This is a genomic window from Sphingomonas sp. BK345, from assembly GCF_014193845.1.
Classification (GTDB): domain Bacteria; phylum Pseudomonadota; class Alphaproteobacteria; order Sphingomonadales; family Sphingomonadaceae; genus Sphingomonas.
The window spans coordinates 114,533-132,568 of sequence record NZ_JACHZX010000003.1 but is presented as its reverse complement, the minus strand read 5'-3'; the positions used below and the strand labels follow the sequence as shown (position 1 = coordinate 132,568).

Genomic DNA, 18,036 nt, shown 5'->3' with positions numbered 1-18,036 from the left:
GCTTGCGGTCCTGGGCTCCTGCTTACGCAGGAGTACGACGGGTCGGACCTGGTGACCGCTCTCAACTTCCCCGCAGCCGCCGCTCCTCCTCGATCATGTAATCGCGCGTCAGCGGCAGGCCGAACCGGTCGCGGCTGAACTGGATCTGGTAGTTCACCAGCGGCCCGTTGGTGAAGGAGACGATCGCTCCCGCCAGGTAGAAGGTCCACATGCGGAAGAAGCGCTCGTCGTACAGCGCCACGATCGCGTCGCGCTCGGCGACGGTGCGCTCGTACCAGGCGCGCAGCGTCATGGCATAGTGCATCCGCAGCACCTCCACGTCGGTGACGAACCAGCGGATAAACTCGTTGGCCTGTAGTACCTCCGACAGCGCCGGAATGTAGCCGCCCGGGAAGATGTACTTGTCGGTGAACTTGTCCGTGAAGTTGGGGCCGTCGGCGCGCCCGATCGTGTGCAGCAGCATCACCCCGTCGGGAGTCAGCAGGTCGCGGCACTTGCTGAGATAGGTGCGGAAGTTGCGCACGCCGACATGCTCGAACATGCCGACCGAGACGATCCGGTCGAACGGCCCCTCCAGCGCGCGATAGTCGATCAGCTCGAACTTCACCTTGTCGGCGACGCCCGCCTCCTCGGCGCGGCGGCGCGCGACCTTGAGTTGCTCCTCGGAGAGCGTGATGCCCAGCACCTCGGCGCCGGTCTTGGCGTGGATGTAGAGCGCCATGCCGCCCCAGCCGCAGCCGATATCAAGCACGCGCATGACCGGCGTGAGTGCCAGCTTGGCGACGATATGCGCCTTCTTGTCGGCCTGCGCCTGCTCGAGCGAGTTGGTCGGATCGGTGTAATAGGCGCAGCTGTACTGTTTGTCGGCGTCGAGGAAGAGGTCGTACAGCCGATCCGACAGATCGTAGTGGTGCGCGACGTTGCGCTTCGACGCCTTGGCCTGGTTGCCGGTGAGGCGATGGCGGATCTGGCCCTTGAGCGTGCGCCAGCGATTGGCGGCCAGCCGGTTGACGCCATTCTCCCAGCGGCTGTTCGCGGTGGCGAGCAACAGCAGGTCGAGGATGTCGCCCTGCTCGACGATCAGCTTGCCGTCCATGAACGACTCGCCCGCGCCGAGCGCCGGGTCGGCGACGAGCGCGCGGTACACCGATCGGTCGGTGATGCGGATCGCGACCGGCTTGAGCGCGGGATCGTCGCTGCCGAAGCTCGCGGTGGTGCCGTCTGGCTTGGTGAGGGTGAGGCGTCCGCGCTTGATCGCGCGGCTGAGGAAGACGTCGATGAGTGCCATGCGACCTCTGCTAATAAGGTTGCATCGCGCAATCCATAGCCTCGGTGAGTCGGCGAGCGTTGCGCCCGCGCGCGCCGCGCTCTAGGCGACCTTTCCCATGCGCTACGTCAGCACCCGCGGCACCGCCCCCACGCTCGACTTCGCCGGCGCGACGCTCGCCGGCCTCGCCGCCGATGGCGGTCTCTACGTACCCGAGAGCTGGCCGACGCTGTCCGAGGAGCAGATCGCCGCACTGGCGGGCAAGAGCTACGCCGAGACCGCGGCGGCGGTGATGGCGCCGTTCGTCGCCGGGGCGCTGAGCGAGGACGAGCTGCGCGCGTTGTGCGACACCGCTTACGGCCGGTTCGCGCACGACGCGGTGACCCCGCTGGTCCAGCTCGACCACGACCAGTGGCTGCTCGAGCTGTTCCACGGGCCGACGCTGGCGTTCAAGGACGTCGCGCTCCAGCTGCTCGGGCTGCTGTTCGAACGCTTCCTCACCGGCACGACCGAGCATCTCACGATCATCGGTGCGACCAGCGGCGACACCGGCTCGGCCGCGATCGACGCGGTGGCGGGGCGCGCGGGCATCGACATCTTCATGCTTCACCCCGAGGGCCGGGTGAGCGACGTGCAGCGCCGCCAGATGACCACGGTGGGCGCGCCCAACGTCCACAATATCGCGATCCGCGGCGACTTTGACACCGCGCAGGCGCTGGTGAAGGCGATGTTCAACGACGCCGCCTTCGCCGGACGCTTCCGCCTCTCCGCGGTGAACTCGATCAACTGGGCGCGGCTGATGGCGCAGGTGGTCTATTATTTCTACGCCGCGGTGCGGCTCGGCGCGCCGGCGCGCGCGGTGGCGTTCAGCGTGCCGACCGGCAATTTCGGCGACGTCTTCGCCGGCTATGTCGCGGCGCGCATGGGGCTGCCGGTGGCGAAGCTGGTGGTCGCCACCAACGTCAACGACATCCTCGCGCGCGCGCTCACCACCGGTGACTATTCCAGCCGCGAGGTCGTGCCCACCGCGACGCCCTCGATGGACATCCAGGTCTCGAGCAATTTCGAGCGGCTGCTGTACGATCTCGGCGGGCGCGACGGCGGCGCTCTGGCGACGCAGATGCGCGGCTTCGAGGCGGAGCGCGCGATGCGGCTGAGCAACGCTCAACGCGAGGGCGCCGCCGGGCTGTTCGCCGGCGAGCGAGTCGATCCCGACGGCATGGCGCTGGCGATGCGTCACGCCTGCGAGCGCGCCGGGCAGGTGATCGACCCGCACACCGCGATCGCGCTGGCGGCGGCGCGACGTCACCTCACCCCCGACGTGCCGATGGTGACGCTCGCGACCGCGCACCCCGCCAAGTTCGGCGACGCGGTCGAGCGCGCGACCGGGGTGCGCCCGTCGCTGCCGGCGCGCGTCGGCGACCTGTTCGAGCGCGAGGAGCGCTGCGTCACGCTCGACGCCACCTATGCCGCGGTGAGCGCGCACGTCGCGGCGCACGCCGTCCCGCGCGGCTGAGGCGCGGCGTGGAGCTGGTCACGCTCACCGGCGAGCCCTGGGCCGATTACGGGCTGATCGACTCGGGGAACGGACGCAAGCTGGAGCGCTACGGCCGCTTCCGCTTCATCCGTCCGGAGCCGCAGGCGCTCTGGGCGCCGGCGCGCGACGACTGGCGCGCGCACGGCGCCTTCGTGCCGGGCAGCGACGAGGAGGGCGGCGGCCGCTGGGACTTCAGCGAGCCGGTGCCGCGCGAGGGTTGGCCGCTGACGTGGAACAAGGTGCGCTTCACCGCCCAGACCACGCCGTTCCGCCACCTCGGCTTCTTCCCCGACATGGCGCCGGTGTGGGCGTGGATGCGCGAGCGGCTCTCCGGGAACGACTCGCCCGAGTGCCTCAACCTGTTCGGCTATACCGGCGTCGGCACGCTGGCGCTGGCGAGCAAGGGCGCGCGCATGGTGCATGTCGACGCCTCGAAGAAGTCGGTCGAGGCGGCGCGCAGCAACGCGCTGCTGTCGGGGCTGAGCGATGCGCCGGTGCGCTGGATGATCGACGACGCCGCCAAGTTCGTCGCGCGCGAGGTGCGGCGCGGGCGACGCTATGACGGTATCCTGCTCGACCCGCCCAAATACGGCCGCGGGCCGACCGGGGAGGTGTGGCGGCTGGAGGAGGACCTGCCCGGCCTGATCGCCGACTGCCGCCGGCTGCTCGACGCCGAGTCGCGCTACCTCTTTCTCACCGTCTATGCCGTGCGCATGTCGGCGCTGGCGATCGGCGAGATGCTGCGCCAGGCCTTCGCCGACCTGCCCGGCACGGTGGAGGCGGGCGAGCTGGCGGTGCGCGAGGAAGCGCGCGGGCTGGCACTGCCGACCGCGATCTGGGCGCGCTGGTCGCGGTAGCGAGTAGATCGCGGAGCGGATCGGACTAGAACGGACACCCGGCCACGCCGCATCTTACGAGTGCCGTGCGCCATCTCGCCTGACGAACGCGAGACCTCCTTTTTTCCGTCAATCCCGCGCCGGCGAGACCTCTTCGACATGGCGCCTTATCCGTGATGCTGGGCGGTGGCGGGGGGGCAGTTCTCTGGTCGGGTGCCTGGTTGGTAGGCGCGTGAGCTCGTGCGCGGAGAGCGTTGGGTCAGGCGGTAGCGCGTCGCAGGTTGTCGGCGAGAGCGGCGATGTCAGGAGCAGACCGCGGCGATGGAGGTTGCGGTATCGCATTCTGGTGAGCCCTGAGGGCCGGTCTCGAGGCGCGCGAAGCTGCGCGCGACGGCTGTACGGAGACGGCCGCTCACCTTGTTGCGGTTTGCCAGTGCGGCAGCCGGGATCGAAATGCCCGTAGCATTGCTGGAGCAACTGCTCCTTCACCGTCGCCACCGCCCGTTACGGCGGACGATCCGTCGGCCCTGCCGCACCAGCGCCTCGATCGGTGCCCAGTCGAGCAGCCCGGCGATCCGCTCCAACCGCGCGTCGCGACCAAATCCCGGCAGTGGGAACGCCTCGGCAAAACCACGCTGATCCATCGCCATCCCCCCTCAACATCACAGGGAAAGAGTCAGATCAGTCGCGGCCGGCCAGCTACTTCTCCAGAGGTCTCGCAGAGGTGGGGACGACGAAGAAGGGGCCCGCTGAGGAACGCGTGATGCACGCCTAACAGGCCGTTCCCCGAGCCGCGACTTCTCCCTACGCCCGACCGCGCGGCCCTCAGCGCAGCACCCACTCGCCCAGGAACACCACCGCGTCGGCGGCGAATTGCGCGAGATAGACGGCAGCGGTGAAGGCGGCCGCCGCCCCGACCACCACCGCGCCCTGCTCGCCGACATGTTTGATCGTCGTCATGGCACATCCTCTCCTCTGCAGAGCCGGGGCCACGATTCCCGGGGTCGCCCGGCTCACGCTCTTATATAGCGATCCGTCGTCAGCTTGACCATCGTGCGGCGCAGCATGGGTGCAGCATAGCTATGCTCATCGTGCTCCCGCGAGGGGAGGAACACGCCTGCTGCGAAAGCGAAAAAAAGGCCCGGTATGTCGCCATACCGAGCCGAGGAGCGTCCGCAGGAGGAACGTCGTGGGCGGGCGGCGGCGTGGGGCGCCGCCCGCGATCTCATCAGTAATTGTAGGCGCGCTCGCCGTGCTCGTTGATGTCGAGCCCCTCGCTCTCGACCTCGAGCGAGGGACGCAGCCCCATCGTCGCCTTCAGTCCGAGGAACAGCACCGCCGAGACGCCGCCCGACAGCACCAGCGTCAGCACCACCGCCTTGATCTGGGTCCACACCTGCCCGGCGATGTCGTAGCTGCCCGCGACCGAAGGGAACTGGGTGTAGTCGATCCAACCCTGGCCACCGAGCGACGGCGCCGCGACGATGCCGGTGCCGATCGCGCCGACGATCCCGCCGACGCAGTGGATGCCGAACACGTCGAGCGTGTCGTCGTAGCCGAGCTTGTTCTTCACCGTGGTGACGAAGAAGAAGCACACCGCGCTCGCCACCATGCCGAGGATGATCGACGTCATCGGCGCGGCGAAGCCGGCGGCCGGGGTGATCGCGACCAGCCCGGCGACCGCGCCCGACACGCCGCCGAGCAGCGACGGCTTCTTGTGCACGACCTGCTCGATCACCGCCCAGGCCACCGCGGCGCCCGCGGTGGCGACGAAGGTGTTGATGAAGGCGAGCGCGGCGGCGCCGTTGGCCTCCAGGTTCGAGCCCGCGTTGAAGCCGAACCAGCCGACCCACAGCAGCGAGGCGCCGATCATCGTCATCGTCAGCGAGTGCGGCGGCATCGGCTCGCTCTTGTAGCCGTGGCGCTTGCCGATGATGAGGCAGCCGACCAGGCCGGCGATGCCCGCGTTGATGTGCACCACCGTGCCGCCCGCGAAGTCGAGCGCCCCCCAGCCGTACAGCAGGCCGGCGTCGGTCGGCGCGTCGGCGAGGAAGTCCGGGCCGGCCCAGTACCACACCATGTGCGCCATCGGGAAATAGACGATCGTCAGCCACAGCACGACGAAGATCAGCAGCGGCGTGAACTTAACCCGCTCGGCGAAGGCGCCGACGATCAGCGCCGGCGTGATGCAGGCGAAGGTCATCTGGAAGCAGATGAAGGCATATTCGGGGATGTAGACGTTGTTGCTGAAGGTCGCCGCGACCGAGCCGGGGCCGACGCCCGCGAGGAATGCCTTGGAGAGCCCGCCGACGAAGGCATTGCCGCCGGTGAAGGCGAGGCTGTAGCCCCAGCTCACCCAGACGAGGCTGGCGACGCAGACGATCATCAGCACCTGCATCAGCACGCTGAGCATGTTCTTGGTGCGCACCAGCCCGCCGTAGAACAGCGCGAGCCCCGGCACCGACATCATCAGCACGAGCACGGCCGAGATCATCATCCAGGTGGTGTCACCCTTGTTGACCATCGTCGCCATCTGCTCGGCGTTGGGCGCGCGCACCGGTCCGGCGGCCTGCGCCAGCGCGGGCGCCGCGGCGAGCGCCGCGATCGTCGCCACCGCCCCCGCGGCGGCGATCTTGCGTGAAAGTGTCATCCCGTCCCCCCTCACAGCGCGCTGTCGTCGGTCTCGCCGGTGCGGATCCGCACCGCCTGGCCGACGTCGAGCACGAAGATCTTGCCGTCGCCGATCGCGCCGGTGTTGGCCGCGGCCTGGATCGCCTCGACCACGCGGTCGGCGATGTCGCTGCCGCAGACGATCTCGATCTTGATCTTGGGCACCATGTTGGTGCTGTACTCGGCGCCGCGGTAAATCTCGGTCTGGCCCTTCTGCCGACCGAATCCCTTCACCTCCGACACCGTCATCCCCGCCACGCCGACGCCGGTGAGCGCTTCCCTCACCTCGTCGAGCTTGAACGGCTTGATGATCGCTATGACCAGCTTCATCGCGCCCCCTCTGCGTTTACCCTGAAAGACGCCCTGCAAAGCGCGTGCCAGTTGGCGACAGAGGTGCTTTGGAGCGGGGGCCAACGGGGCGGCTGGCGGGCGGTTTGTCACGTCCATTCCCCGCCCTTCGTCATCCCCGCGGAGGCGGGGATCCATAAACGCTGACGTAGCAGCTCAATTTTCCGACGTCGGCTCTCCGACGTCGGCGTGTCTGGATCCTCGCCCGCGCGGGGATGACGATGGGAGTGGGATGAGGGTCGTCAGGAGAGCAGGCGAGGAGAAAGCGTCGGATAGGAGCTCACCCCGTGCCATTAATCACTGTTAAACTTTTGTGCACCGCCACAAGCGTGCCCAAAAATCAGGCACCGTCCGCCACGAGGCGCGCCGCGGCGAGATCGTCCTCGTCCACCATCACGCGCACCGGGATCAGCAGCCAGCTGCCGTCCGCGATCGAGGCGCCGCCGTCGAACGCGAGCGCGTCGATCCCCTCGGACTCGAGCCGGCCGACCAGGATGTTGGCGAGGTTGCGGTCGTAGCGGCCGAGCTCCACCAGCGCCATCAGGCGGGCACCACGGTGGGGTTGCGCACCGGCAGCCCGTCGATGCTCGCGGTGCGCACCGCAAATTTGGCGAAGCGCGCCGAGTCGGGGTTGGCGGCGTGATACTTGTTGAGCGTGGCGCGCTCCTGCTCGAACGCCATGTGGGGCACGCCCCAGCCGCACGAGATCTGCACCTGCTCGACCGCCACCACGAAGATCTGCCGCGTCCCGGGCAGCAGCGTGAAGTGGGGGGCGAGCGCATCCCACTCGGCGTCCTGCGGCAGCACCGCGCGCCCGCGGCCATAGATGCGGAAGATCAGCGCCGGATTGTCGAAGGCGCAGAACATGATCGTGATCCGGCCGTCGGCGAGCAGGTGCGCGTTGGTCTCGTTTCCCGACCCGGCGACGTCGAGATAGGCGACGGTGGCGTCGTTCAGCACGCGGAACGTGTCCATGCCCTTGGGGCTCAGATTGATCCGCGCACCCGCCGCGGCGGTGGCGACGAAGAACACCGGCTGGCGCGCGACGAAGGCGCGATGCTCGGAAGTGAGCGCGGGGAAGAACTCGGCCATGGCAAGCTGGCTCCGGTTTGACGCGCATCAGTCATGCGCATAGACCAGCCACATGAGACACGAGACCGTGCCAGCGGGCAAGCGCAAAGCGGTGAACCTCTCGATCGATGCCGAGGTGCTCGCCGCGGCCCGTGCCGCCGGGATCAACATGTCGCGCGTCACCGAACAGGCGCTCCGCCTGGCGACCAAGCACGAGTTGGAGGCGCGCTGGCGCGAGGAGAATCGCGACTGGATCGACGCGCACAACCGCTGGATCGAGGAGAATGGGATACCGCTCAGCCACCTCCCGGCACTGTGATGGCGCAGTTCGACGTCTATCGCATCGAGGGCGGCGGGCTGGTGCTCGACTGCCAGTCCGACCTGCTCCGCGACCTGGGGTCGCGCGTGGTGGCGCCGCTTCGCCCCGCGGGCGACCCCGCGGTATCGCGCACCCGGCTGAACCCACTGATCGAACTCGATCAGGGTAGCTACCGAGTGGCGACCCAGTTCCTCCGCGCGGTCGATCAGCGCCACCTCGGCACGCGCGTCGGCTCCGCGGCGAGTCAGGAGTGGGAGATCAAGGCCGCGCTCGACATGCTGATCTCGGGCTTCTAGCGCCGCACCCGACCGATCACGCCGTCCCGCCCACGGTCAGTCCGCCGATCAGCAGCGAGGGCTGACCCACGCCCGCGGGAACGCTCTGCCCGCCCTTGCCGCACATGCCGACGCCCTCGTCGAGCGCGAAGTCGGTGCCGACGCCCTGCACCTTGGTCAGCACGCTTGGCCCGTCGCCGATCAGCGTCGCGCCCTTGATCGGCGCGCCGATGCGGCCGTCCTCGACCAGATAGGCCTCGGTGCAGGAGAAGACGAACTTGCCCGAGACGATGTCGACCTGCCCGCCGCCGAACGACTTGGCGAAGATGCCGCGCTTGACGCGCGACAGCAGCTCGGCGGGATCGTCCTGCCCCGCCTTCATGAAGGTGTTGGTCATGCGCGGCATCGGCGCGTGCGCGAAACTCTCGCGGCGGCCGTTGCCGGTCGGCGCCACGCCCATCAGCCGCGCGTTGAGCCGGTCCTGCATATAGCCGCGCAGGATGCCGTCCTCGATCAGCAGCGTCTCGGCCGTGGGCGTGCCCTCGTCGTCGATGGTGAGGCTGCCGCGGCGATCCTGGATCGAACCGTCGTCGACGATCGTCACGCCCGGCGCGGCGACCCGCTCGCCGATCCGTCCCGAGAAGGCGCTGGTGCCCTTGCGGTTGAAGTCGCCCTCCAGGCCGTGCCCGATCGCCTCGTGGAGCAGGATGCCGGGCCAGCCGGCGCCGAGCAGCACCGTCATCTCGCCCGCGGGCGCGGCGACCGACTCGAGATTGACCAACGCCTGCGCCAGCGCCTCGTCGATCGCGCGGTTCCAGGTCGTGGGCTCGAACAGCGAACCGTAGAGGTAGCGCCCGCCCAGCCCGAAGCTGCCGGTCTCGCGCCGCCCGTTCTGCTCGGCGACGATCGAGACGTTGAGCCGTACCAGCGGGCGCACGTCGGTGGCGACGAAGCCGTCGGGGCGGACGATCTCGACCACGCTCCATGTCCCCGACAGCCCGACCGAGACCTGCGCCACACGCGGGTCGCGCGCGCGCGCCGCGGCGTCGATCGCCTGGCACAAGGCTACCTTGTCGGCGAAGGGGACGAGGTCGAGCGGGTCGGCGTCGGTGTAGCGGCGCTGGTTGGTGCGCGCGGGCGCGGCGGCGCGCGGCTGCGCCGAGGGATCGATCAGCCGCATCGTCGCGGCGGCGCGCTCGATCGCGGCGGCGCTCAGCTCGTTGGCGTGCGCGAAGGCGGTCATTTCGCCCGACACCGCGCGCAGCCCGAAGCCCGCGTGCGTGTCGTAGCTCGCGGTCTTGAGCCGGCCGTCGTCGAAGCCGAACGCCTCGGCGCGGCGGTATTGCAGGTAGAGCTCGCCGTCGTCGGCGCGATCGAGCGCGGCGGCGGTGAGCCGCAGCGCCGCGTCGGGGTCGAGCGTGTCGCGGTAGAGGAAGGAGCGCGGGTCGGTCATCACGGTAAGATAGGGGCGCGGCCGGTCGGGCGCCACTCGTCAGGTGGTGCGATGCCCATTGACGATGATGGTTAGATGCTCGGGCTAGCCCCAGCCGCCTCACCCGCGAGATCGGTGCGAGACGCTTATAACGCGCATCATCTACCGTCATCCCGGACCTGTTCCGGAATCCACCGGGGCCGCTCACGCCTAAGAGGTTGCTCTTGCGGACCTCTGGATCCCGGAACAAGTCCGGGATGACGGAACAGTGATGGTGGCGGCATCCAGCCAACAAAGAAGCGAGCGCTCTCGAAACGTCACGCCCGCGACACCGACCCCGCTTACTGCGGGCTGGCGCCTTCCGAGATGTCGGGCAGCTGCCCGTGGTCGGCGCCGTCGGCGGGGCCGCCGATCAGCACGAAGCGGCGGTCGCAATAGCCGCAGTCGACATAGCCATGCTCGTCGATCTGCAGCCACACGCGCGGGTGCCCCAGCGCGGCGCCGCCGGGGATGTCGCTCGCGCCGTCGCAGGCGACGCGGGGTTGCGAGACGCGGACGAGTTCGGGCGGCGGCAGCATGGCCGAGCGATTAGCAAGCACCGCCGCCGGAGACAATCCCGCCGCATCCCTCCCATGCAGGATTGGCAAGCCCCGCGCGCGCGCCTACCTCCCGCGCATGACCGACGCCGCCATCGCCATCCGGGACTTGTGCAAGACCTACGCGGGCGTCGGTGGCGCGCCGGGCAAGCGCGCGCTCGACGGGGTCAGCTTCGAGGTGCCGCGCGGCTCGATCTTCGGGCTGCTCGGCCCCAACGGCGCGGGCAAGTCGACGCTGATCAACATCCTCGCCGGGCTGGTCAACAAGACCAGCGGCAGCGCCGAGATCTGGGGCTTCGACATCGATGCGCACCCGCGCAATGCCAAGGCCTCGATCGGGATCGTCAACCAGGAGATCCTGTTCGATCCCTTCTTCACGCCGGTGGAGACGCTGGAGATCCAGGCCGGGCTGTACGGCGTGCCCAAGCGGGAGCGGCGCTCGATGGAGCTGCTGCGCGCGGTCCACCTCGAGGACAAGGCCAATGCCTATGCGCGCACGCTGTCGGGCGGCATGAAGCGGCGGCTGATGGTGGCCAAGGCGATGGTCCACGCCCCGCCGGTGCTGGTGCTCGACGAACCGACCGCGGGCGTCGACATCGAGCTGCGCCAGCAACTCTGGACCTATGTCCGCAGCCTCAACGACGCGGGCGTGACGGTGGTGCTGACGACCCACTATCTCGAGGAGGCCGAGGAGCTGTGCGATCGCATCGCGATCATCAGCGGCGGCCGCGTGATCGCCAACGAGCCGACCGCCGAGCTGGTCGGCAGGGCGCAGGAGAAGGTGGTCGCGGTCACGGTCGACCGCGACGTCGCGGTGGTGCCCGAGAACGCCTGCTTCGGGAAGATCGCGCTGAAGGGCACGCGCACGCTGGAGATCACCTACGCCAAGGACCGCGTCAACGCGGGCGAGGTGCTCGGCGCGGTGCAGGCCGACGGCTACGGCATCGTCGACGTCTCGACCAAGGAGCCCGACCTGGAGGACGTGTTCCTCAACCTGACCCGCGCGGCGAGCGGGCGCTAGCAGCCATCACCCCCACGGACGCTTGAGCCACCGCGCCCGCCCGCGTAAGCGCGCGCGCATGAGCATCATCCCGATCCGCCGCGCGCTCCTGTCCGTCTCCGACAAGAGCGGCATCGTCGACCTCGCCACCGCGCTCGCCGCCAGGGGAATCGAGCTGGTCTCGACCGGGGGCACCGCCAAGGCGCTGCGCGACGCCGGGCTCGACGTGTGCGATATCAGCGACCTCACCGGCTTCCCCGAGATGATGGACGGACGCGTCAAGACGCTCCACCCCAAGGTCCACGGCGGGCTGCTCGCGGTGCGCGACGACGCGGCGCACGCAGAGGCGATGCGCGAGCATGACATCGGCGCGATCGACCTCGTCGTCGTCAACCTCTATCCGTTCGAGCAGACCGTCGCCAAGGGCGCGGGGCGCGACGAGGTGGTGGAGAATATCGACATCGGCGGCCCCTCGATGGTGCGCTCGGCGGCGAAGAACCACGCCTATGTCGCCATCGTCACCGACCCCGCCGATTACGCGCTGGTGGCGCGGGGCGAGACCGACCTCGCCGAGCGCAAGCGGCTCGCCGCCAAGGCCTATGCGCTCACCGCGGGCTATGACGGCGCGATCGCGCGCTGGTTCGCGGGCAGCGATCAGGGCGAGACCTTCCCCGCCACGCTGCCGCTGACGCTGCGCCGCGCCGGCGAGGCGCTGCGCTACGGCGAGAACCCGCACCAGCAGGCTGCCTTCTACGCGTCGTCGGACGGCGTCGCGGGCATCGGCCAGGCCCGGCAGGTCCAGGGCAAGGCACTGAGCTATAACAATTACAACGACGCGGACGCGGCGCTGGAGCTGGTCGCCGAGTTCCGCGAGGCGGCGCCGACCTGCGTCATCGTCAAGCACGCCAACCCGTGCGGCGTCGCCTCGGCCGCGACGCTGGCCGAGGCCTATCAGGCCGCCTTCGCCTGCGACACGGTGAGCGCGTTCGGGGGCATCATCGCGGTCAACCGCGCGCTCGATCGTGCCACCGCTGAGGCGATCACGGGCATCTTCACCGAGGTGGTGGTCGCTCCCGACGCCGACGAGGGTGCGCTGGCGCTGTTCGCCGGCAAGAAGAATCTGCGGCTGCTGCTCACCGGCGCTTTGCCCGACCCGCGCCGCGACGGGCTGACCGCCAAGTCGATCGCGGGCGGCTGGCTGGTCCAGTCGCGCGACCGCGGCGCAGTGGCACGCGCCGACCTTCAGGTGGTGACCAAGCGCCAGCCGAGCGAGCAGGAGCTCGCCGACTGCCTGTTCGCGTGGACGGTGGCCAAGCACGTCAAGTCCAACGCGATCGTCTACGCCAAGGACGGCGCCACCGCGGGTGTCGGCGCGGGGCAGATGAACCGGCTCGAGTCGGCGCGGATCGCGGCGTGGAAGGCCAAGGACGCCGCCGACAAGGCAGGCTGGGCGAGCCCGCGCACGATCGGCTCGGCGGTCGCGTCGGACGCCTTTTTCCCCTTCGCCGACGGGCTGATGGCAGCGGTCGAGGCGGGCGCCACCGCGGTGATCCAGCCGGGCGGCTCGATCCGCGACGAGGAGGTGATCGCCGCCGCCGACGCCGCCGGGCTGGCGATGGTGTTCACCGGGATGCGCCACTTCCGCCACTGAGGTGGTGGGTAAAGGTGCTAGGTTCTAACGGCCCTCCGGCAGCGCTCCGTCGATCCTCCCCTGCAAGGGGAGGTGGCGCGCGCAGCGCGACGGAGGGGTGACCCGGCCGGCGATCGTCGCTGACCTCACCACCGGTGACACCCCTCCGTCAGGCCTGCGGCCTGCCACCTCCCCTTACAGGGGAGGAATAGGGGATCGTCGGTGGGGCGCTTCTCGCAGAGGACAGATGATGAGCGACGACGAATACGTCTACGACGAGGAGAGCGGCGAGTGGGTCAGCGCCGCCGCGCTGGCGGAGAAGCAGGCCGCGGCGGCGACGGTGGCGGTGCGCGATTCGGTCGGCAACCTGCTGGCGGACGGCGATCAGGTGACGCTGATCAAGGATCTCGACGTGAAGGGCGCGGGCCAGACGCTCAAGCGCGGCACGCTGATCAAGTCGATCCGGCTGACCGGCGACGCGCAGGAGATCGACTGCAAGTTCGACGGCATCAGGGGGCTGGTGCTGCGCGCCGAGTTCGTCCGCAAGCGCTGAGATGAGCTGGCCGCCGCGCCTCGATCCCAGCTGGGCGGCGCCGCTCGCCGCGGCGCTGGCATGCCCGACCATGGGAGCGCTCCAGGCGTTCCTGCGCGACGAGGCGGCGGCGGGCAAGGCGATCTTCCCGCCGGCGGCGGCCCGGTTCCGCGCGCTGGAGCTGACGCCTTTGTCGGCGGTGCGAGTCGTGATCCTAGGGCAGGACCCGTATCACGGGCCGGGCCAGGCGCATGGGCTGGCCTTCTCGGTGCCGCCCGGGGTCAAGCCGCCGCCCAGCCTCGTCAACATCTACAAGGAGCTGGCGAGCGATCTCGGCGCCGCGCCGCCGCGCGACGGCTCGCTCGAACATTGGGCGCGGCAGGGCGTGCTGCTGCTCAACACGGTGCTCTCGGTGGAGAGCGGCCGCGCCGCCTCGCACCGCTCGCGCGGCTGGGAGGCGTTCACCGACGCGGTGATCCGCGCGGTGGCGGCGAGGGACGAGCCCGTGGTGTTCCTGCTGTGGGGCGCGCACGCGCAGGCCAAGGTGGGGCTGGTGCGGGAGGTCGACGCGGCAGGGCGCCACCTGGTGCTGTGGGCGCCCCATCCCTCGCCGCTGTCGGCGTACAAGGGCTGGTTCGGCGCGCGGCCGTTCAGCCAGGCGAATGCGTTCTTGGAGGCGCATGGGCGCGGGCGCATCGACTGGGCGGGGTGAGTGCACATTGCGGGTTTGTACAAAATGTTGTACGCCGCTGACATGGAAACACTCACCGTGTCCGAGACGCGCGCCAATCTGAAGGCCGTGCTTGACCGGGTCGTCGCCGACAAGGCCCCGCTGCAAATCGTCCGCCCGGCCGGAGAGGGCGTGGTGCTGGTGGCACAGAGCGAGTGGGAAGGCATGCAGGAGACGATGCACCTGCTTTCCTCTCCCGAGAATGCGAGGCGGCTGCTGGACGGGATCGCTCGCTTCACCGCTGGCGAGGGTGAGGAGCATGAGCTGCTCCGTCCTTGAGGATCGTGTTCGATCGTAACGCGTGGCTCGACTATATCGCGTGGCAGGACGAGGACGCCGCGACCGCGCGGCGGATCAACGCGCTGGTCGAGGATGCGAGACGCCATCCCTTCAAGGGGCTTGGCAAGCCGGAGCCTCTTAAGCAGAGCCTCAGAGGCTGGTGGTCACGACGGATCAGCGGCGAGCACCGGCTGGTCTACCGGGTAAGCGGTAGCGGCGCGACACAGGCGCTCGAGATACTGAGCTGTCGCTACCACTACCGATGACACCTTTCCGCGGCCGGACGCCATCCGGCCGCGCACCGGCATCAGTCGTGCTCGCGCCCGCCCGCGCCGACATACACCTCGCCACCCGTCTCCTTGAACCGCTCGCTCATCGCCGCCATCCCCGCCTCGGCGTCCTCCGCCGCGACGAAGCTCGCCACCGGCGCGTTCTGCTTCGCCGCGAAGTCCCGAGGTTCGGGATCGCGACCTGCTCCCAGCAGGTCGCTATTCGCCGCGCGGGACGCGGCGAAATCCCGAACCTCCTGCGTGATCTTCATCGAGCAGAACTTCGGCCCGCACATCGAGCAGAAATGCGCCGTCTTCGCGCCCTCCGCGGGGAGCGTCTGGTCGTGGTACGACTCGGCCGTGTCGGGATCGAGCGAGAGGTTGAACTGGTCGCGCCAGCGGAACTCGAAGCGCGCCCGCGACAGCGCGTCGTCGCGCAGCTTCGCCGCGGGGTGCCCCTTGGCGAGGTCCGCCGCGTGCGCCGCCAGCTTGTAGGTCACCACGCCGACCTTGACGTCGTCGCGGTCGGGCAGCCCGAGATGCTCCTTCGGCGTGACGTAGCAGAGCATCGCGGTGCCGTACCAACCGATCATCGCCGCGCCGATGCCCGAGGTGATATGGTCGTAGCCCGGTGCGATGTCGGTGGTGAGCGGCCCGAGCGTGTAGAACGGCGCCTCGCCGCACGCCTCGAGCTGCTTGTCCATGTTCTGCTTGATCTTGTGCATCGGCACGTGGCCGGGGCCCTCGATCATCACCTGGACGTCCTGTGCCCAGGCGCGCTTGGTCAGCTCGCCGAGCGTGTAGAGTTCGGCGAACTGCGCCTCGTCGTTGGCGTCGGCGATGCTGCCCGGACGCAGGCCGTCGCCGAGCGAATAGGCGATGTCATACGCCTTCATGATCTCGGTGATCTCGTCGAACCGCTCGTACAGGAACGATTCCTTGTGATGCGACAGGCACCATTTCGCCATGATCGAGCCGCCGCGCGAGACGATCCCGGTCACGCGCTTGGCGGTCATCGGGATGTACGGCAGCCGCACCCCGGCGTGGATGGTGAAATAGTCGACGCCCTGCTCGGCCTGCTCGATCAGCGTGTCGCGGAAGATCTCCCAGGTCAGCTCCTCGGCCACGCCGCCGACCTTCTCCAGCGCCTGGTAGATCGGCACCGTGCCGATCGGCACGGGCGAGTTGCGGATGATCCACTCGCGCGTGTCGTGGATGTTGCGCCCGGTGGAGAGGTCCATCACCGTGTCGGCGCCCCAGCGGATCGACCAGACGAGCTTGTCGACCTCGCTGGCGACGTTCGACGCCACCGCGCTATTGCCGATGTTGGCGTTGATCTTCACCAGGAAGTTGCGCCCGATCGCCATCGGCTCGCTCTCGGGGTGGTTGATGTTCGAGGGGATGATCGCGCGCCCCCGCGCCACCTCGTCGCGGACGAACTCGGGGGTCACGTAATCCGGGATGGCGGCGCCGAAATCCTCGCCGTCGCGGACATAGTTCGCCAGCATCTCGCGCCCGAGATTCTCGCGCGTGGCGACATATTCCATCTCGGGCGTGATGATGCCGCGGCGCGCATAGTGCATCTGGCTGACGTTGGCGCCGGCCCTCGCGCGCAGCGGGCGCTTGTTGACGTTGGGGAAGGGCTGCACCCCGCCCGAGCGGTCCGGGCCGAGCTGGCCGTTGTCCTCGGGGCGCAGCTCGCGTGCGTCGTAGCGCTCGACATCGCCGCGCGCCTCGATCCAGGCGGTGCGGCGCGCGGGCAGGCCCGCCATGATGTCGATCGCCGCCGCCGGGTCGGTGTAGGGGCCGGAGGTGTCGTAGACGTTGAGCGGCGGCTCGCCGCAGCCGGGCTCGAGCTGGATCTGCCGCATCGCCACGCCGAGCGGGCCGACATGGATCTTGCGCGAGCCGCGGATCGGGCCGGTGGTGACACCGATTTCCGTACGGGCGGGGACGTCGGCCATGCGTCTTCTCCTCTCATCGTGGGGGAAGACGGTTGGCCCGAGGGGACGCCGCTCCACTCCCTACGCCGGTGTCAACCGGATCAGGTTCGGCGGGTCGAGGGTTGCCACCCTCCTCTCAACCGCGGCATCGGCGGTCCCCCGGGGAAGGCTCCGTCATAGCCGTATCGAGCGGACAAGCAAAGGGCCGCGTCCCACTCGCGGACGCGTCCCTCGCTCGCTCCGACCCCGCGATGCGCGGCGCCGTTCGCGTCAGGCGGTGGCGCCCGACGTGCGCAGCGCCTCGATCGAATTGTTCGTTCCCGCCGGGAAGAAGCCGCCGCCGATCCCCGCGGTGGTGCGCAGGTAGGCGATGTTGTGCACCTGCGCCGACGAGCGACTGTAGGCGATCGCGTTCGAGTCGGCCGGCACGAGATTGGCAGTGCCGTCGCTGTTGGCGATCCCGGCGTCGAGCGTGGCGCTGCCGTCGAGCGAGTCGCGTGCCGTGGCGATCGCGTTCGCCGCCGCGCGCGCGGTCTCGCCGCGCGAGAACAGCTCGGTGCGGATCAGTCCGGCGTGATAGGCTTCTGCCGCCAGGATGCCGGCGGCCGCCTCAAGATAGGTCGCGCTGGTAATCAGCGGTGACGCTCCCTTGTAGGCGGAGACGCCGACATCCTCGAACAGGAAGGCCGCGAGCAGGAAGTTTTGATCGCTCTCGTAGGGATCGAAGGTGCCGCTGCTCTTGTCGACCAGCCCGGCGGCGCGCGCCGCGGCGGTGAAGGCACCGGTGGCACCGCCGTCGATGTTGATCGCGGGCTGCGCGATCACCAGCGTCGATCCCGCCGCGGTGAGCACCGCGCGCAGCGCGGTGACGTGCGCGATCTCGTCGCCTGCGATCTCGCGCGCGTAGGAGGCGATCACCGGATCGGTGAAGGTCACCTGGCGGCCGCCGGTGACGTCGCCGCGCGTACCGACCGCGCCGGTCAGGCTCGCGTCGGGCAGCCGCCGGCCGAACGCCGCGATCGAGTAGAATTGCGCCTCGAGATATTCGAGGTTGAGCGCGAGCTGGAGGATGCCGACGTCGGTGGCGACGCCGCTGGCCGTGGAGGTCGGCGTGGGCGACGGCGTCGGGGTCGGCGTGTCGTTGTTGTCGTCGCTGCCGCAGGCGGAGAGCAGGCCGAGGCCACCCGCCGCGGCGGCACCGGCGCCGGCGAGCTTGAGGAAGCGGCGGCGCTCGGCGCGCCGCTCGTTGGCGAGCTCGAGCGCGGCGAAGACGGAATCCTTGATCATGATGACGGTCCCTCT

General features: G+C 69.5%; 21 protein-coding genes and 1 riboswitch. Of the genes, 10 read left to right on the top strand and 11 right to left on the bottom strand.

Annotated elements, in window-relative coordinates; all coding sequences use genetic code 11:
* Positions 1–61: 61 nt before the first annotated feature.
* The gene (locus FHY03_RS09985) at positions 62–1,288 is read right to left on the bottom strand and encodes a cyclopropane-fatty-acyl-phospholipid synthase family protein (protein ID WP_183930556.1); all 1,227 of its coding nucleotides are present in this window, start codon (positions 1,286–1,288) and stop codon (positions 62–64) included.
* A 97-nt stretch (positions 1,289–1,385) separates the two neighbouring features.
* Between FHY03_RS09985 and thrC the strand changes: the two genes are divergently transcribed.
* Positions 1,386–2,783: a threonine synthase gene (gene thrC, locus FHY03_RS09980; protein WP_183922704.1), complete on the top strand. Its 1,398-nt coding sequence runs from the start codon at positions 1,386–1,388 to the stop codon at positions 2,781–2,783.
* A gap of 8 nt (positions 2,784–2,791) precedes the next feature.
* Entirely contained in the window at positions 2,792–3,661 is an 870-nt protein-coding gene (locus FHY03_RS09975; RefSeq protein WP_183930554.1) for a class I SAM-dependent methyltransferase, read from the top strand.
* A gap of 464 nt (positions 3,662–4,125) precedes the next feature.
* On the opposite strand, the gene FHY03_RS09970 is transcribed toward FHY03_RS09975, so the two are convergent.
* The 6 genes from FHY03_RS09970 to FHY03_RS09950 form a co-directional block, all read right to left on the bottom strand.
* Positions 4,126–4,284 (bottom strand): hypothetical protein, encoded by a 159-nt coding sequence (locus FHY03_RS09970; protein WP_183922708.1) that lies wholly within the window; start codon positions 4,282–4,284, stop codon positions 4,126–4,128.
* Positions 4,285–4,465: 181 nt separating this feature from the next.
* Positions 4,466–4,600, bottom strand: coding sequence for a hypothetical protein (locus FHY03_RS21030; protein ID WP_258046665.1), 135 nt, complete (start codon positions 4,598–4,600; stop codon positions 4,466–4,468).
* Positions 4,601–4,868: 268 nt separating this feature from the next.
* A complete protein-coding gene (locus tag FHY03_RS09965) occupies positions 4,869–6,290 on the bottom strand; it encodes an ammonium transporter (RefSeq protein ID WP_183922710.1) in 1,422 nt (473 codons plus the stop codon).
* 11 nt (positions 6,291–6,301) lie between these two features.
* The gene (locus FHY03_RS09960) at positions 6,302–6,640 is read right to left on the bottom strand and encodes a P-II family nitrogen regulator (protein ID WP_132908565.1); all 339 of its coding nucleotides are present in this window, start codon (positions 6,638–6,640) and stop codon (positions 6,302–6,304) included.
* A gap of 358 nt (positions 6,641–6,998) precedes the next feature.
* Positions 6,999–7,199 (bottom strand): DUF2007 domain-containing protein, encoded by a 201-nt coding sequence (locus FHY03_RS09955; RefSeq protein ID WP_183930552.1) that lies wholly within the window; start codon positions 7,197–7,199, stop codon positions 6,999–7,001.
* Positions 7,199–7,750 carry a pyridoxamine 5'-phosphate oxidase family protein gene (locus FHY03_RS09950; protein WP_183930550.1) on the bottom strand — a complete coding sequence of 184 codons (552 nt, stop codon included), beginning with the start codon at positions 7,748–7,750 and terminating at the stop codon, positions 7,199–7,201. Before FHY03_RS09950 ends, FHY03_RS09955 begins: the two co-directional genes overlap by 1 nt.
* A 52-nt stretch (positions 7,751–7,802) precedes the next feature.
* Here FHY03_RS09950 and FHY03_RS09945 point away from each other — a divergent pair, with 52 nt between their 5' ends.
* Positions 7,803–8,048 (top strand): type II toxin-antitoxin system CcdA family antitoxin, encoded by a 246-nt coding sequence (locus tag FHY03_RS09945; RefSeq protein WP_183922716.1) that lies wholly within the window; start codon positions 7,803–7,805, stop codon positions 8,046–8,048.
* Positions 8,048–8,344, top strand: a complete 297-nt coding sequence (locus tag FHY03_RS09940) for a CcdB family protein (protein WP_183930548.1) — start codon at positions 8,048–8,050, stop codon at positions 8,342–8,344. Before FHY03_RS09945 ends, FHY03_RS09940 begins: the two co-directional genes overlap by 1 nt.
* A gap of 16 nt (positions 8,345–8,360) precedes the next feature.
* On the opposite strand, the gene tldD is transcribed toward FHY03_RS09940, so the two are convergent.
* Both tldD and FHY03_RS09930 read right to left on the bottom strand, forming a co-directional pair.
* The gene (tldD, locus tag FHY03_RS09935; protein WP_183930546.1) at positions 8,361–9,776 is read right to left on the bottom strand and encodes a metalloprotease TldD; all 1,416 of its coding nucleotides are present in this window, start codon (positions 9,774–9,776) and stop codon (positions 8,361–8,363) included.
* 320 nt (positions 9,777–10,096) lie between these two features.
* The gene (locus tag FHY03_RS09930) at positions 10,097–10,333 is read right to left on the bottom strand and encodes a zinc-finger domain-containing protein (RefSeq protein WP_183922723.1); all 237 of its coding nucleotides are present in this window, start codon (positions 10,331–10,333) and stop codon (positions 10,097–10,099) included.
* A gap of 97 nt (positions 10,334–10,430) precedes the next feature.
* On the opposite strand from FHY03_RS09930, the gene FHY03_RS09925 reads away from it, so the two are divergent.
* From FHY03_RS09925 to FHY03_RS09900, 6 genes are all read left to right on the top strand, one after another.
* Positions 10,431–11,372, top strand: a complete 942-nt coding sequence (locus tag FHY03_RS09925; RefSeq protein ID WP_183922725.1) for an ABC transporter ATP-binding protein — start codon at positions 10,431–10,433, stop codon at positions 11,370–11,372.
* 58 nt (positions 11,373–11,430) lie between these two features.
* Complete coding sequence (gene purH / locus FHY03_RS09920) at positions 11,431–13,002, top strand: bifunctional phosphoribosylaminoimidazolecarboxamide formyltransferase/IMP cyclohydrolase (RefSeq protein ID WP_183930544.1); 1,572 nt, start codon at positions 11,431–11,433, stop codon at positions 13,000–13,002.
* A gap of 229 nt (positions 13,003–13,231) precedes the next feature.
* The gene (locus tag FHY03_RS09915) at positions 13,232–13,534 is read left to right on the top strand and encodes an alkylphosphonate utilization protein (RefSeq protein ID WP_183922729.1); all 303 of its coding nucleotides are present in this window, start codon (positions 13,232–13,234) and stop codon (positions 13,532–13,534) included.
* Position 13,535: 1 nt separating this feature from the next.
* Positions 13,536–14,225, top strand: a complete 690-nt coding sequence (gene ung / locus FHY03_RS09910; RefSeq protein WP_183930543.1) for a uracil-DNA glycosylase — start codon at positions 13,536–13,538, stop codon at positions 14,223–14,225.
* Between the two features lie 42 nt (positions 14,226–14,267).
* Complete coding sequence (locus FHY03_RS09905; RefSeq protein WP_183922733.1) at positions 14,268–14,522, top strand: type II toxin-antitoxin system Phd/YefM family antitoxin; 255 nt, start codon at positions 14,268–14,270, stop codon at positions 14,520–14,522.
* Between the two features lie 5 nt (positions 14,523–14,527).
* On the top strand, positions 14,528–14,788 hold the full coding sequence (locus FHY03_RS09900) for a Txe/YoeB family addiction module toxin (RefSeq protein WP_311721359.1): 261 nt from the start codon (positions 14,528–14,530) through the stop codon (positions 14,786–14,788).
* Between the two features lie 41 nt (positions 14,789–14,829).
* Here FHY03_RS09900 and thiC read toward each other — a convergent pair whose 3' ends face one another.
* Both thiC and FHY03_RS09890 read right to left on the bottom strand, forming a co-directional pair.
* On the bottom strand, positions 14,830–16,755 hold the full coding sequence (gene thiC / locus FHY03_RS09895; protein ID WP_183922737.1) for a phosphomethylpyrimidine synthase ThiC: 1,926 nt from the start codon (positions 16,753–16,755) through the stop codon (positions 14,830–14,832).
* Positions 16,756–16,794: 39 nt separating this feature from the next.
* Positions 16,795–16,906: riboswitch (TPP riboswitch) on the bottom strand.
* A gap of 98 nt (positions 16,907–17,004) precedes the next feature.
* Positions 17,005–18,021 (bottom strand): ferritin-like domain-containing protein, encoded by a 1,017-nt coding sequence (locus FHY03_RS09890; protein ID WP_183922739.1) that lies wholly within the window; start codon positions 18,019–18,021, stop codon positions 17,005–17,007.
* Positions 18,022–18,036 lie beyond the last annotated feature (15 nt).